The 14241-nt window shown below is 76.0% G+C and carries 14 protein-coding genes and 2 pseudogenes; 10 read left to right on the plus strand and 6 right to left on the minus strand.

Annotation, left to right across the window (positions count from 1 at the left end; translation table 11 throughout):
* Window positions 1-3: 3 nt before the first annotated feature.
* The 4 genes from ACIF8T_RS03100 to ACIF8T_RS03115 all read left to right on the plus strand — a co-directional run bounded on the left by ACIF8T_RS03100 (window position 4) and on the right by ACIF8T_RS03115 (window position 3744).
* A complete protein-coding gene (locus ACIF8T_RS03100; protein WP_400030521.1) occupies window positions 4-1119 on the plus strand; it encodes a serine hydrolase domain-containing protein in 1116 nt (371 codons plus the stop codon).
* Between the two features lie 106 nt (window positions 1120-1225).
* Window positions 1226-2224: a small ribosomal subunit Rsm22 family protein gene (locus ACIF8T_RS03105; protein ID WP_400030522.1), complete on the plus strand. Its 999-nt coding sequence runs from the start codon at window positions 1226-1228 to the stop codon at window positions 2222-2224.
* 50 nt (window positions 2225-2274) lie between these two features.
* On the plus strand, window positions 2275-2904 hold the full coding sequence (locus ACIF8T_RS03110; RefSeq protein ID WP_400030524.1) for a TetR/AcrR family transcriptional regulator: 630 nt from the start codon (window positions 2275-2277) through the stop codon (window positions 2902-2904).
* Between the two features lie 111 nt (window positions 2905-3015).
* Complete coding sequence (locus tag ACIF8T_RS03115) at window positions 3016-3744, plus strand: bifunctional DNA primase/polymerase (protein ID WP_400030526.1); 729 nt, start codon at window positions 3016-3018, stop codon at window positions 3742-3744.
* A gap of 13 nt (window positions 3745-3757) precedes the next feature.
* Here the strand turns inward: ACIF8T_RS03115 and ACIF8T_RS03120 are convergent, their stop codons facing one another.
* Complete coding sequence (locus tag ACIF8T_RS03120; protein WP_400030528.1) at window positions 3758-4750, minus strand: hypothetical protein; 993 nt, start codon at window positions 4748-4750, stop codon at window positions 3758-3760.
* Window positions 4710-4826 (minus strand): annotated as a pseudogene (locus ACIF8T_RS03125) (iron transporter); the annotation flags it as partial. The pseudogene ACIF8T_RS03125 and the gene ACIF8T_RS03120, both read right to left, overlap by 41 nt.
* 111 nt (window positions 4827-4937) lie before the next feature.
* Between ACIF8T_RS03125 and ACIF8T_RS03130 the strand changes: the two are divergent.
* The gene (locus tag ACIF8T_RS03130; protein ID WP_400030530.1) at window positions 4938-5582 is read left to right on the plus strand and encodes a PhzF family phenazine biosynthesis protein; all 645 of its coding nucleotides are present in this window, start codon (window positions 4938-4940) and stop codon (window positions 5580-5582) included.
* A gap of 113 nt (window positions 5583-5695) precedes the next feature.
* Window positions 5696-5884: a hypothetical protein gene (locus ACIF8T_RS03135; RefSeq protein ID WP_400030532.1), complete on the plus strand. Its 189-nt coding sequence runs from the start codon at window positions 5696-5698 to the stop codon at window positions 5882-5884.
* Between the two features lie 95 nt (window positions 5885-5979).
* Here ACIF8T_RS03135 and ACIF8T_RS03140 read toward each other — a convergent pair whose 3' ends face one another.
* Window positions 5980-6627, minus strand: a complete 648-nt coding sequence (locus ACIF8T_RS03140) for a heme oxygenase (biliverdin-producing) (protein WP_400030534.1) — start codon at window positions 6625-6627, stop codon at window positions 5980-5982.
* A 152-nt stretch (window positions 6628-6779) separates the two neighbouring features.
* Window positions 6780-7637, minus strand: a complete 858-nt coding sequence (gene map, locus ACIF8T_RS03145) for a type I methionyl aminopeptidase (protein ID WP_400030536.1) — start codon at window positions 7635-7637, stop codon at window positions 6780-6782.
* 59 nt (window positions 7638-7696) lie between these two features.
* On the opposite strand from map, the gene ACIF8T_RS03150 reads away from it, so the two are divergent.
* Entirely contained in the window at window positions 7697-7927 is a 231-nt protein-coding gene (locus ACIF8T_RS03150) for a hypothetical protein (protein ID WP_400030538.1), read from the plus strand.
* 138 nt (window positions 7928-8065) lie between these two features.
* Here ACIF8T_RS03150 and ACIF8T_RS03155 read toward each other — a convergent pair whose 3' ends face one another.
* A complete protein-coding gene (locus ACIF8T_RS03155) occupies window positions 8066-8668 on the minus strand; it encodes a hypothetical protein (RefSeq protein WP_400030539.1) in 603 nt (200 codons plus the stop codon).
* A 222-nt stretch (window positions 8669-8890) separates the two neighbouring features.
* On the opposite strand from ACIF8T_RS03155, the gene npdG reads away from it, so the two are divergent.
* Together npdG and ACIF8T_RS03165 are read left to right on the plus strand one after the other, a co-directional pair.
* Entirely contained in the window at window positions 8891-9610 is a 720-nt protein-coding gene (npdG, locus tag ACIF8T_RS03160) for an NADPH-dependent F420 reductase (protein ID WP_400030541.1), read from the plus strand.
* A gap of 36 nt (window positions 9611-9646) precedes the next feature.
* Window positions 9647-9884, plus strand: a pseudogene (locus ACIF8T_RS03165) (hypothetical protein).
* Here the strand turns inward: ACIF8T_RS03165 and ACIF8T_RS03170 are convergent.
* Window positions 9874-10674, minus strand: coding sequence for a site-2 protease family protein (locus ACIF8T_RS03170; RefSeq protein ID WP_400030543.1), 801 nt, complete (start codon window positions 10672-10674; stop codon window positions 9874-9876). The pseudogene ACIF8T_RS03165 and the gene ACIF8T_RS03170 overlap by 11 nt on opposite strands.
* A 223-nt stretch (window positions 10675-10897) precedes the next feature.
* On the opposite strand from ACIF8T_RS03170, the gene ACIF8T_RS03175 reads away from it, so the two are divergent.
* On the plus strand, window positions 10898-14236 hold the full coding sequence (locus ACIF8T_RS03175; RefSeq protein WP_400030545.1) for an AfsR/SARP family transcriptional regulator: 3339 nt from the start codon (window positions 10898-10900) through the stop codon (window positions 14234-14236).
* The last annotated feature ends 5 nt before the right edge of the window (window positions 14237-14241 follow it).

The raw sequence follows: 14241 nt of genomic DNA on the forward strand, positions 1-14241 counted from the left end.
CGGTTGCGCGGCGGCCCGCCGGAACGCGCCGGGCTCGACCCCGAGGAGCTCGGCCGGCTCGTCCAGGACGTCCGCGCCCTCACCGCCGGGGAACGCCCCCGGGTGGCGGGCGCCGTCGTGGTCGCCGGCCGCGGGCCGGTCATCGCCGTGGCGGAGGCGGCGGGCTGGGCCGTGCGGTACGCCGCCTACGACGAACGGACCGACACGGGCGTGGAACTGCCGGCCGCCGACCGCGTGCCGATGACCGTCGACACCCCCTTCGACCTGGCCTCCCTGACCAAGCTGTTCACCGCGGTCGCCGCCGTGCAGCAGATCGAGCGCGGCACGCTGGGCATCGACGCCCGCGTCGGCGCCTACCTCCCGGACTTCCGCGGGGCGGCCCGGCACGGCGTCACCGTGCGGCAGCTGCTCACCCACACCTCCGGGCTGCGGCCCGAACTGCCGCTGTACGACTGCGCCGACGACGCGGCGCGCCTGGCGCGGCTGCGCGCCGAGCCGCCCGCCGCGGCACCCGGCACGTACTGCTACTCGGACCTGAACATGCTGCTCCTGCAGCACCTCCTGGAACGCCTCACCGGCCGCCCCCTCGACGTCCTGCTGCGCGAGGGCATCACCCGCCCGCTGGGCATGACGGCGACCCGGTTCGGGCCGTGCCCCGGGGCGGCGGCGACGGAGGACCAGCGGCGGCCGTGGGCCAAGGCGGACCGAGGCATGCTGCGCGGCGAGGTGCACGACGAGAACGCCTGGGCGCTGGGCGGGGTGGCGGGCCACGCGGGCCTGTTCTCCACCGGGCGGGACCTGGCCGTGTTCTGCCGCGCGCTGCTCGCGGGCGGCTCGTACGGTCCGGCCCGCATCCTCGGCCCCGACTTCGTGGACCTGCTGTTCACCCCGCCCGGCCTGGGCTTCGCCCTCGACGAGCCGTGGTTCATGGGGGAGCTGGCGGGGCGCGGCGCGGCCGGGCACACCGGGTTCACGGGCACGTCCCTGGTGCTGGACCCGGCGACGGACACCTTCCTGGTGCTCCTGACCAACGCCGTGCACCCCAGGCGCCGCGAGCCGCTGAACCGGGCCCGGGCGACGGCGGCGACCCGGCTGGCGCGGGCCGTCCGGGACAGGTGACCGGCCGTCCCGGGCACGTGACCGGCGGTCCGGGGCGTACGGGCGGCGGTCCGGGGCGTACGGGCGGCGGTCCGGGGCGTACGGGCGGCCCCGTAGAATTCCGCACGTGAACGCCCCCGTCTCTTCCGCCGACGCCCTCCGAGCCGCCCTGGCCGGGCTGCTGGACGGGCTCCCGCCGAAGGCGGCGGCGCAGGCGGTGGAGCGGCTGATCGCGAACTACCGGGGGCGGACCCCGACGGACGCGCCGGTGCTGCGCGACCGCTCGGACGTGGCGGCGTACGCCGCGTACCGCATGCCGGCCACCTTCGAGGCGGTGCGCACGGCCCTGGAGGCGTTCGCGGCGGCGGCACCCGGGTGGGTGCCCGGCGGCCACGTCGACGTCGGCGGCGGCACCGGCGCCGCGACCTGGGCGGTCCACGCCACCTGGCCCGGCGAGCGGCCCGTCACCGTGCTGGACTGGGCCGAACCGGCGCTCGCGCTCGGCCGGGAACTCGCCGCCGGCCACCCCGGGCTCCGGGCGGCCCGGTGGCAGCGCGCCCGGATCGGCCAGGCGCTCACCCTGGAGAGCACCGACCTCGTCACCGTCTCCTACGTCCTCAACGAACTCACCCCCGCCGACCGCGCGGCCCTCGTCGACACCGCCGCGTCCGCCGCCCGGGCCGTCGTGATCGTCGAACCCGGCACCCCCGACGGCTACGCCCGTGTTCTCCAGGCCCGCGAGCGCCTCGTCGCCGCCGGCTTCCGCATCGCCGCCCCCTGCCCGCACGGCGCCGCCTGCCCCATCGCCCCCGGCACCGACTGGTGCCACTTCTCGGCCCGGGTCAGCCGCTCCTCCCTGCACCGCCAGGTCAAGGGCGGCTCCCTCGCCTACGAGGACGAGAAGTTCAGCTACGTCGCCGCCGCCCGCTTCCCGGTCGCCCCGGTCCCCGCCCGCGTCGTCCGCCGGCCGCAGATCCGCAAGGGCCAGGTCCTCCTCGACCTGTGCGAGACGGAACCCGCGCTGCGCCGCGCCACGGTCACCAAGCGCCACGGCGACCTGTACAAGGCGGCCCGCGACGCGGACTGGGGCGACGCCTGGCCCCCGGCGGACGAGCAACGGCGCTGAAGCCCCTGCGGCGAGACGTCCCGTCTCATCCCCTTGCTACCGTCGGACCCATGGCCGAACAGTCCGCACCCGAGCGCCCCGCCCCCGACGCCACCCGCCGCAGCGAGCGGTCCCGGCGCGCCATCTACGACGCCGCCCTCGCCCTGGTCGCGGAGGTCGGCTACCCGAAGACCACCATCGAGGGCATCGCGGCCCGCGCCGGCGTCGGCAAGCAGACGATCTACCGCTGGTGGCCGTCGAAGGCGGAGGTCCTGCTGGAGGCGTTCCTCGACCTGAGCCGGCAGGCCGCCGAGGCCGCCGGGCAGGAGCCGTACGCCATCCCCGACACCGGCGACCTCGCCGCCGACCTCAAGGCGGTGCTGCGCGCCACCGTCGACGAACTGCGCGACCCCCGGTTCGAGGCGCCGTCCCGCGCCCTGGCCGCCGAGGGCGTCGTCAACGAGCGGCTCGGCCGCGAGTTCGTGGCCACGCTGCTCGAACCGCAGCTGCGGCTGTACGCCGACCGGCTGCGCGCCGCGCAGGCCGCCGGCCAGGTCCGGCCCGACGTCGACCCGCGCATCGCCCTGGAGCTGTTCGTCTCCCCGCTCGCCCAGCGCTGGCTCCAGTACACGGGCCCCATCAGCCACGCCTACACCGACACCCTCGTCGACTACGCCCTGGGCGGCATCGCCGCGCGCTGATCCGGTCGTTTTGGTGCTTACCACCCGGGATGTGGGCTCTGGCCCCCCGGCGCGCAGGATGATGGGACCATGAGGCATGCTGTTCCGCACGACAGCGAGACGAGGGGATAGATGAGCGCGACGTTCGGCGGCCGCAGCGGCCGGCAGGGCAAACTCTCCCAGTGGCTGCGCGGAGGCCGCCGCCCGAAGGAGGCCGCCGGCGACGACGGCCGCGAGGCCCTGCTGCTCGCCGCCGCCGACGCGGGGCTGCCCCTCGCGCCCGCCGCCCACCCGTCCGGCTACCGGTGTTCGTGCGACCGGGTCGGCTGTCCGACCCCGGCCCGGCACCCCGTGTCCTTCGCCTGGCAGACGCAGTCCACCACCGACCGCGCCCAGATCGAGAACTGGGCCCGCCACCAGCCGCAGGCCAACTTCATCACCGCGACCGGCATGGTGCACGACGTCCTGGACGTGCCCCTGGACGCCGGCCGGGAGGCGCTGGCACGGCTCCTCGCCGCCGGCGTCGAGGTCGGCCCCGTCGCCGAGAGCGACGACGGCCGCATGCTGTTCTTCACCCTCACCCGCGGCACCCCCGAGGACGAGGACGAGTGGTGGCCGTGCGAGCTGGACTGCCACCCCGAGACCATGGACGAGCACCCCGGCCTGCGCTGGCACTGCCGCGGCTCCTACGTCCTCGTCCCGCCCGCCCGGCTGCCCGGCGAGGACCGGACGGTGCACTGGGTGCGCGGCCCCGAGCACGCGCTGCCCGACCCGCTGAGCCTGCTGGAGGTCCTCACCGACTCCTGCGCCCGGTACGCCGGCGAGGAGTCCGCCGGCTCGGCCTGGCCCCTGCGCCGCTGAGCCCGGCGGGGCACTACCCGCCCTGCGCCGACGTCAGCCCCTGGATCCGCCCCAGGACCGTCACCTTCCCGCCGCTCGCCCCGGGGTCGAGGGCGACCTCGTTGGAGACGAACTCCATCGTCAGCGACTGCTTGATCTCGCCCTTCGTCAGGGCCAGCACGTCCTCGCCGGGCGCGGGCACCGAGGTGCCGGCCGCGGCCGTCCGCTTCTCGTAGTGGCGCGTGGTGAAGAACACCAACGCCCCGCCGTCCTTCGTGCGCAGCGCCAGCGGCGCGTACGCGCCGTTCGTGAGCGGCTCGTCGATGTACTGGGTGGCCAGGCCCGGCCTGGTGGCCTTCCGGCGCAGCTGCCGCCACGCGCTGGTGTGCGTCCCCGCCGCGAAGGTGTCCCCGCCGCTCTTCAGGTACGCGGTGTAGGCCCGGCTCAGGTCGCCGGGCGCGACGGCCAGCCCGGTCGCGTCGGCGGGCACCGCCTCGGCCCACCCGTCCCGGTCCGTCCGGAACTCCGGTACGTCGTCCGGTGCCACCAGGGTCAGGTACGCCACCTGCCAGGTCTCCTCCAGGCCGCCGCGGGTGAACACCAGCAGCCAGCGCGCCTGTCCGCCCTTGTTGGCCGCCGCGTCCGCGAGGAACCAGCGGGGCCAGCCCGCCTTCTCGGGGATGGTGAACTCGGCGTCCGACAGCTCCAGCGGCGTGTGGTTCGGGTTGCCGCCCGGGTTGTTGGCCTTCCCGGCCTTCAGCCGCGCCGCGTCGATGTCGGCGAGCGCGCCGGTCGTGTGCGCGGCGTCCAGCGAACCGTCGTAGGCCTTGTCGGCCTTGTTGTACGCGGCGGTGAACTCCCGGAGCGCCTCGGCGGCTTCGGCGCGCGTGGTGGCCGGGAGCACCTCCCTCTCCCCGTGCACCACCACGCATCCGCTCGCCGTCAACGACCAAGCGGTCACCGAGGCCGCCATGAGGGCGGTGCGGTCAAGCCTGCGGAGCCTTCGAGGGCCGCGATCCCTGCTCATCGCCTTCCTTCACCTTCGCCTTCCCGGAGGCGAACCCTACCGGGGCGAGGAGGAGCGCGGGCGCCGGGACCGGGTACGGCCGGGGCCGACCGACCGCACGGGGAAGCCGGAGGAGGCGGACGCCGCGGTCCGGGACCGCCCTGACCTGGGGCGGCCGCGGCCGCGCGCGCGATGTTTGAATGCCCCCGTGACTGACTACGACGTGCTGCGGGTCTTCTGCGGGCCCCGCGGGGGATACGGCAACGAACTGGGCGTCGTCCGCGACGGCTCCCTGCTGCCCGACCCCGAGGAGCGCCAGGCGTTCGCCGCGAAACTCGGTTTCAGCGAGACCGTGTTCGTCGACGACCCGGAGCGCGGGATCATCGACATCCGCACCCCCACCCTGCGCCTGCCCTTCGCCGGCCACCCCTGCGTCGGCGCGGCCTGGCTGCTGGACGTGCCCGAACTCGTCGTGCCCGCCGGGGTGGTGGGCGCCCGGCAGGACGGCGAGTTCTGCTGGATCGAGGCGCGGGCGCAGTGGGCGCCGCCGCGCACCCTGCGCCGGTACGCCACCGCCGCCGAGGTCGACGACCTGCCCGTGCCGCCGCCGGGGGAGTGGATCTACGCCTGGGCCTGGGAGGACGAGCCCGCCGGGCGGATCCGCGCCCGTGCCTTCCCCGGCCGCGACGACGGCATCGAGGAGGACGAGGCGACCGGCGCGGCGGCCCTGCTCCTGACCGACCTGCTGGGCCGCGCCCTGAACATCACCCAGGGCGCGGGCTCCCAGATCCTCACCGCACCGCAGCCGCACGGGTGGATCGAGGTCGGCGGCCGCGTGTACCTGGAGCGCTGAGCGGGGCGCGCGGCGGGTGGAACCGGCGCGTCCGTCCGGGTGGAACAGCGTGTGCACGGACCGGCGACCGGGGACCACTGGGCGTGACCACTCGGCATCGTGAGAGGAACCCCATGCGCATCCGATCCACCCTGGCCGCCGTCGTCCTGGCCGTCGGCCTGACCGCCGCGGGCGCCGCCACCGCCGCCGCCGACGGTGACGAGCCCATCCCGTGCAGCCCGTACTCGGGCTCCATCCACACGGAGACCGCCGAGCTGGAGTACCAGGGCGCGCTCTGCCACAAGGGCGTCTTCGACAACTGACCGCCACCGGCGGAGACTTCACCCGGGCCGGCCCCGGGCCCCCTCGCGTCGGGCGAGCCGGGCCCGGGGCCGGCCGCGTGTGCCGCCCGCCCCGCTCACGCGGACAGCGGGAACTCCTCGCCCAGCGCCCGGAAGACCGCCGTGTTCAGCGCGAACGCCCGCTTGCACTCGGCGACGATCCGCTGCTTCTCCAGCTCGTCGGCGCGCACCGCGTCCAGCGTCTCCCGGTACTCCCGCTTGAAGGCCGCCGGGTTGGCGATCCCCTCGAAGACGTAGAAGCGGACCCCGTCGCCCTTCTTCGCGAACCCCCACGTCCGCTCGGCCCGGTCGCGGATGATCTGGCCGCCGGAGAGGTCGCCGAGGTAGCGGGTGTAGTGGTGGGCGATGTAACCGGCCGGCCAGTCGCGCACGCACTCCGCGATCCGGTCGGCGTACGCCCGGGTGGCGGGCAGCGCGGTCAGGCCGGACCGCCAGTCCGGCCCGCGCAGGTGGGCCAGGTCCCGCTCCAGGGCGGCCAGGCGGAACAGCTCCGGGCGGACGAAGGGCCCGGCGACCGGGTCCGACGCCAGCCGTTCGCCGCCCTGCTCCAGGGCCTCGTAGACGAACCACAGCTGCTCGGTGTAGCGCGCGTACGCCTCCACCCCCAGCCGGCCGCCCAGCAGGTCGCTCATGAACGTCGAGTTCTCCGCCTCGGCGTGCTGCTCGTGCGAGGCGGTGCGGATGAGGGTGGAGAAGGAGTCCATGGGGCGATCTTCTTTGGTTAGGGTTGCCTTAGTCAATGCCTTGCCGACGATCTGTCGGTAAAACGCTACCCGGCCCCGGCCGGAACGGCGCGCGGACGCGAAAAGGCCCGCCCTCCGGGGAGGGCGGGCCGGCCGGCGGGGGTCCCGCGGCGTCAGGGCAGGGTCAGGACGTCCGCGCCCGTGTCCGTCACCACCAGCGTGTGCTCGAACTGGGCGGTGCGCTTGCGGTCCTTCGTCACGACCGTCCAGCCGTCGTCCCACATGTCGTACTCGTGGGTCCCGAGGGTCAGCATCGGCTCGATCGTGAAGGTCATGCCCGGCTGCATGACCGTCGTCGCGTGCGGGCTGTCGTAGTGCGGGACGATCAGGCCGGAGTGGAACGCCGTGCTGATGCCGTGCCCGGTGAAGTCCCGGACCACCCCGTACCCGAAGCGCTTGGCGTACGACTCGATGACCCGGCCGATGACGTTGATCTGCCGGCCCGGCCTGACCGCCCTGATCGCCCGGTCGAGCGCCTCGCGGGTGCGCTCCACGAGCAGCCGGCTCTCCTCGTCCACGTCCCCGACGAGGTACGTGGCGTTGTTGTCGCCGTGCACCCCGCCGATGTACGCCGTCACGTCGAGGTTGACGATGTCGCCGTCGCGCAGGACGGTCGAGTCGGGGATGCCGTGGCAGATGACCTCGTTGACGGACGTGCACAGCGACTTGGGGAAGCCGCGGTAGCCGAGCGTCGAGGGGTAGGCGCCGTGGTCGCACAGGAACTCGTGCGCCACCCGGTCCAGCTCGTCGGTCGTCACGCCCGGCGCGATGTGCCGGGCGGCCTCCGCCATCGCCTGCGCCGCGATCCGCCCGGCGACCCGCATCGCCTCGACGGTCTCCGGGGTCTGCACCTCGGGGCCGGTGTACGGCGCCGGTGCGGGCTTGCCGACGTACTCGGGGCGGCGGATGTTCCCGGGCACGGAACGGGTGGGGGACAGCTCCCCTGGGACGAGCAGCGACTGGCCAGACATGCCAGCGAGTCTAAGACAGCGGCCACGGGGGACCATGACGGTGGCGAAAGGAGCCGGACATGCCCCTGTTCAAGAAGCGGACGGCCGGGAAGCCGGGCGAGTGGTACTACTGCCTGGAACACAAGAAGGTCGAGGAGGGGCCGGACTGCCCGGCCAAGGACCGCTTCGGGCCCTACACGAGCCGCACCGAGGCCGAGCACGCGATGGAGACGGCCCGCGAGCGCAACCTCCAGTGGGAGAACGACCCCAAGTGGCACGACACCCCGGCGGGCGGCCGCGACGGCGGCTGAGCGGCGGCCCGGGCCGGGAGCGGGCGGGACGCCCGGCCCTTCGGGCGCCCGCCGCCGCCCGCCCGCTCACCGCCGATCCCGTCCCCGCCGACGGGCGGACCCTCGCCGCGGGCCGGCCGTTCACCGCCGTCCGGACGCTCACCACCGCGCGGGCGGCGGTGCCGTCAGCTGTTCGGCCAGGCGGGTCACCCGGTCGCGCAGCCGGCGGCGGCCCCGGGGGGCCGGTACCGCGTCCTCCCCGGCCGCCGCGCCGACCAGGTGCTGGACGGTGTCGAGGTCCAGCTCCGCGGCGTCGGTCACGGTCAGCATCTCGTGGGCCAGCGCGGGCAGTTCCCCCTGCCCGGCCCCGAGCGCCAGGACGGTCGCCCCCGCCCGCCGGGCGTCGCACACCCGCTCCAGGAGCGGGGCGCCCGGCCCACGCGGCGCCACCACCAGCAGCGTCTCGCCGCGCCGCGCCGCCGTGAGCCGGCCCGGGCCGACCGCCAGGTGCGCCGGGTCCGAAGGGCGCGCGGCGTGCCGGACCAGCGTCGGGGCCAGCTCCGGCGTGCCCGACCACGCGGCCTCGTCCACCAGGTGCGCCGCCAGGTGCCACGGCTCGTACTCCTCCGTGCCCACCAGCAGCAGCCCGCCCCCGTGCGACACCACCGAACCCCGCAGCGCCCCGGCGAACCGCCGGGTGGCGTCCAGCCACTCGGTCCCGGCGAGCACTTCCCTCAGCAACGCGACCCGTACCGCATCCATGGGACCGGATCGTGCCGCAACCGGCCGGTCACGGCCGGATGTTCACCCCGCATTCGCCCGACCCGGGCAAGGGGACGGATCACCCGTACCGGCGTCGAACACCCGGCGGATCCGCCCCGGCCGCCGCGGTGGCGCCGGCCCGCGCGCGGCACGGTCACCGAGCGCCGGCGCCCGTGACGGACCTCATGTGAGGCCGCGTCGCGCCGGACGTAGAGTCGGCCCATGACCTCTACCGACAGTGCTTCCCCCGGCCCCGAGCAGAAGGCCCCGGCCAAGGACCCCTGGGACCTGCCCGACGTCTCCGGGCTCGTCGTCGGCGTGCTCGGCGGCACCGGACCGCAGGGCAAGGGCCTGGCCTACCGGCTCGCCAAGGCCGGCCAGAAGGTGATCATCGGCTCCCGGGCCGCGGAGCGCGCCCGGGAGGCCGCCGAGGAGCTCGGGCACGGCGTCGAGGGCGCCGACAACGCCGAGTGCGCCCGCCGCAGCGACCTCGTGATCGTCGCCGTGCCGTGGGAGGGCCACGGGGACACCCTGCGGGCGCTGCGCGAGGACCTGGCGGGCAAGCTCGTCGTCGACTGCGTCAACCCGCTCGGCTTCGACAAGAAGGGCGCCTACGCGCTGAAGCCCGAGGAGGGCAGCGCCGCCGAGCAGGCCGCGGCCCTGCTGCCGGACTCCCGGGTGACGGCCGCCTTCCACCACCTGTCGGCGGTGCTGCTCCAGGACCCGGAGATCGACGAGATCGACACCGACGTGATGGTGCTCGGCGAGGCGCGCGCCGACGTGGAGACCGTGCAGGCGCTGGCCGGCCGCATCCCCGGCATGCGCGGCATCTTCGCGGGACGGCTGCGCAACGCCCACCAGGTGGAGGCGCTGGTCGCGAACCTGATCTCCGTCAACCGCCGGTACAAGGCCCACGCGGGGCTCCGCATCACCGACGTGTGAGCCCCGGGGCGTCCCCGCCCGCCGCGCGGCGGGCGGATGGGGGACACTGGAGGTCGCCCGCAGTGTCCCCCGACAGGAGCCCGCCGCCATGCCCCGCCTCGCCCTCTACGCCGTCGTCGTCTGCGTCCTCGCCGTGGCCGCGGCCGTGGTCTCCTTCGTGCAGGGCAGCTTCCTGGGCATCGTCTGGGTGCTGCTGGCCGGGCTGTCGTCGAACATGGCCTGGTACTACCTCAAGCGCGGCCGGTCCGGCCGCCGCGGGTCGCTCACGGGCTGACCGAGCAGATCCCGCTCGCGCCCTGCCAGAAGCGGTACAGGTCCTGGCCGCAGTACGTCTCGAAGTCGGAGACGCCCAGCGCCTTCAGGACGGTGTCGACCAGGTCGAAGAAGACCGCGTTCACCCCCGGGAGCCACAGCAGCGCGAACACGAACAGCAGGCCGAACGGGGCGAACGGCTCCACCTGCCGCCGGACGCCGTACGACAGCCAGGGCTCGATGACGCCGTAGCCGTCCAGGCCCGGCACCGGCAGGAAGTTCAGGATCGCGGCCGTCACCTGGAGCAGGGCCAGGAACGCCAGCGCGTACCGGAAGTCGGCCGGCACGCCGTCCAGCGCGTCCAGCCAGAACGGGGCCGTGCACACGACGGCGAACAGCACGTTGGTCAGCGGGCCCGCCGCCGAGATCAGGCTGTGCCGCCACCGCCCCCGGATCCGCCCGCGCTCGATGAACACGGCACCGCCGGGCAGACCGATCCCGCCCATGATCACGAAGAGCACCGGGAGCACGATGCTCAGCAGCGCGTGCGTGTACTTCAGCGGGTTCAGCGTGAGGTAGCCCTTCGCGCCGACCGTGATGTCGCCGCCGTGCAGGGCGGTGCGCGCGTGCGCGTACTCGTGCAGGCACAGGGAGACGATCCACGCCGCCGTCACGAAGAGGAACACGGCCACGCCCGGCTGCGCGGCGAAACCGGTCCAGGTGGCCCAGCCCGTGACCGCGGTGACGGCGGCGATGCCCAGGAACACGGGGCTGATGCGCCGGTCGCCCCGGCGGGTGGCTGCGGTGGTCATCGGGCTCCCTGGATTCTCGGACACGACGGCCCGACCGTACCGGGCGCACCGGGAAAACGTCTCGCGCGCACGGGCGGTTCCGGGGAGGGTGGGGGCCCGGGGCCCCGCCGGCGTCCGCCGGCAGCGGCGGCCGGCTCGCCTCGCCCCCCACCGGGACGGCGTGCCGAACCCCCGCCCCGGCCCACCCCACGCCCCGGACCCCCGGTCCGGCCCGGCAGAGACAATGGACCCCGTGCGCTACCGCATCCTCGGCACCACCCGGGCCCTCCGCCCCGACGGCACGGCCGTCCCCCTCGGCGGAGCCCGTCTGCGTGCCCTGCTGACCGTCCTCGCCCTGCGCGCCGGCCGTGCCGTGCCGGTGGGCCTGCTGGTCGACGAGGTGTGGGACGGCGCCCCGCCCGCCGACGCGCCGGGCGCCGTCCAGGCCCTGGTCGGGCGGTTGCGCCGGGCCCTCGGCGCGGACGCGGTCGTCTCCGCCGACGGCGGCTACCGGCTCACCGCCGCCTCCGACGACGTCGACCTGCACCGCTTCGAGCGGCTGGCCGGCGAGGGCCTGCGCGCCCTGGCCGACGGCGACCCCGCCAAGGCGGCCGCCGTCCTCGACGACGCCCTCGCCCTCTGGTCCGGCCCCGCCCTCGCCGACCTCCCCGACCGCACCGCCGAGGCGGCCCGCTGCGAGACCCGCCGCCTGGACGTGCTGCGCGCCCGCCACGCCGCCGCCCTCGCGCTCGGCCACGCCGGACAGTCCCTGCCGGAGCTGACCGCCCTGTGCGACGGCCACCCCCTGGACGAGCCGCTCCAGGTCCTGCGGCTGCGCGCCCTGCGCGACGCGGGCCGCACCGCCGAGGCGCTGGCCGCGTACGAGGACGTGCGCCGCCTGCTCGCGGACCGCCTGGGCACCGACCCGGGACCGGACCTGCGGGCCCTGCACGCGGAGCTGCTGGAGCCGGGGGCGGGCCGGCAGCCGGGCTCCTCCGCCTCCGCCGCCCGGGAGCCCGCCCCCGAGGCCCCCGGGTCCGCCGAGCGCACGGGCGGGAGGACCGCCGCCCCCGGCAACCTCCGGGCGCGGCTGACCTCCTTCGTCGGACGGGAGGCCGACATCGAGGCCATCCGGGCGGACCTGGCGGCGGCCCGGCTGGTCACCCTGCTCGGGCCGGGCGGGGCCGGCAAGACGCGGCTGTCGCAGGAGGCCGCCGAGAGCGTGCGGGCCGCCGTACCGGACGGCGTCTGGCTGGCCGAGCTCGCCCCGGTGGACGACCCGGGCGCGGTGCCGGAGGCCGTCCTCACCGCCGTCGGCGCCCGCGAGACCGTGCTGTACGGCGCCGGCGCGGAGGGCATGCGGCACGCCGTCGCCGAGCGGAACGACGACCCGGTCGAGCGGCTCGCCGAGCACTGCGGCCGGCGCCGGATGCTGCTGATCCTGGACAACTGCGAGCACGTCGTCGACGCGGCGGCCCGCCTCGCCGAGGCGCTGCTGGAGCGCTGCCCGGGCCTGACGGTGCTCGCCACCAGCCGGGAACCCCTCGGGGTGCCGGGGGAGCTGCTGCGGCCGGTGGAGCCGCTGCCCGAGCCGGTCGCGCTGCGGCTGCTCGCCGACCGGGGCGCCGCCGCGCGGCCCGGCTTCCGGGTCGACGCCGACGGCGAGACGGCCGCGGCCTGCGCCGAGATCTGCCGCCGGCTGGACGGCCTGCCCCTGGCCATCGAGCTCGCCGCCGCCCGCCTGCGCGTGCTGACGCCCCGTCAGATCGCCGACCGGCTCGACGACCGCTTCCGCCTGCTCACCTCCGGCAGCCGTACCCTGCTGCCCCGCCAGCAGACCCTGCGGGCCGTGGTCGACTGGTCCTGGGACCTGCTCGACGAGGGCGAACGCGACGTGCTGCGGCGGCTGTCCGTCTTCGCGGGCGGCTGCGACCTGGCCGCCGCCGAGGCCGTGTGCGGCCCGGCCGCGCTGGAGGTGCTCGGCTCGCTCGTCGACAAGTCCCTGGTCGTCGCCGCGCCGGCGGGCGACGGCGAGATGCGCTTCCGGCTGCTGGAGACCGTCGCCGAGTACGCGGGCGCCCGGCTCGACGAGGCGGGGCGGCGCGAGGAGACCGAGCGCGCGCACCTGACGTACTACCGGGAACTGGCCCGCACCACCGACCCGTTGCTGCGCGGCCACCGCCAGTCCGCCGCCATCGGACGGCTGGAGCGGGAGTACGAGAACCTGCGCACCGCCCTGCGCCACGCCGTCGCCCGGCGCGACGAGCAGGAGGCGCTGTGCCTGGTGCTGTCCCTGGTCTGGTACTGGCACATGCGCGACCTGCGCATCGAGGCCCGCAACTGGTGCCGTGAGGTCATGGCCCTGGGACCCGACCCGTTCGCCGAGCCGGTGCGCCCGGCGGCCCCCGTCGAGCGGCGCTGCACCGACGCGCCGCCCCCGATGACCGGGGAGGTGCTGGCCGAGGCCCGGCGCGGGGTGCACCTGGCCCACCTGGCCTGCATGGACACCGAGCTGGACGACTGGCAGAACCCGCGGGCCCAGGCCAAGCTGCGCGCCATCGGCGCCGCGTACGCGCCGGGCCTGCCGCAGACCTGCCGCCCGCCCGGCGCGTTCTGGGCCTTCGCCGTGATGCTGACCGGCGACATGGACCGGCTGCGCACGGCCGTCGACGCCGCCGTCCGCACCAGCCGGGAGACGCCCGGGTTCGACTGGGAGCTGGCCACCAACCTCCAGCTCCGCGCCAACCTGCTGGCCAACCGCACCGCATGGGCCGGTGACGCCGCCCGGGACGCCGACGAGGCCCTGGAGCTCCACCGGCGGCTCGGCGACGCCTGGGGCACCGCCGAGGCGCTCGCCGTCCGCGGCGAGGCCCGGGAGCGCAAGGGCGAGTGCCGGGCCGCCGCCGCCGACTACGAGGCGGCCATCGAGTACGCCGAACGCCTCGGCGCCCAGGCCCAGACGGCCGTGCTCAGCGCCCGGCTGGGCGCCGTGCTGCTGGAGGCGGGGGAGAGCGAGCGCGGTGAGCGGCTGCTGCGCGACGTCATCGCCCGGACCCGGTGCGGCCACAACGAGGCCCTGCCCGCGGCCCGCCTCTTCCTCGCCGGCTGGCTCGGCATGACCGGACGCACCGCCGAGGGGCGCGAGCAACTGCGGCTGCTGCGCGAGGAGTTCCGCATCGCCCACTACGTCGTCTTCGACGCGTTCATCCTCGGTGCGGAGGGCTGGCTGGACGCGGTCGACGGCCGCTACGCGCAGTGCCTGGAGACCATGCGCAAGGCCCTGCGGCGCGCCCACGACCCGCTCACCGCGGCGATGGCGCCGCACATGCACTCCGCCTACCTGGCCGTCGCCGCCGTGGCGCTGAGCGGCCTGGACGGCGGGCGCCGCGCCCCCGACGCGGCCCGCTGCCTCGGCGCCGCCGACGCCCTGCTGCCGCCGGGGCACCTCGCGGCCCGGCAGGAGCGCCTGGTGCGCGAGGACGCCGAGCGGCGGGCGCGGGCGCTGCTCGGCGACCCGGCCTACGAGGCCGCGTACGCGCAGGGCCGCGGCCTCTCCGCGGAGGAGGCCGCCGCCCTGGTCTGACGCGC

The organism is Streptomyces sp. NPDC085946 (assembly GCF_044540485.1).
Classification (GTDB): Bacteria; Actinomycetota; Actinomycetes; order Streptomycetales; family Streptomycetaceae; genus Streptomyces.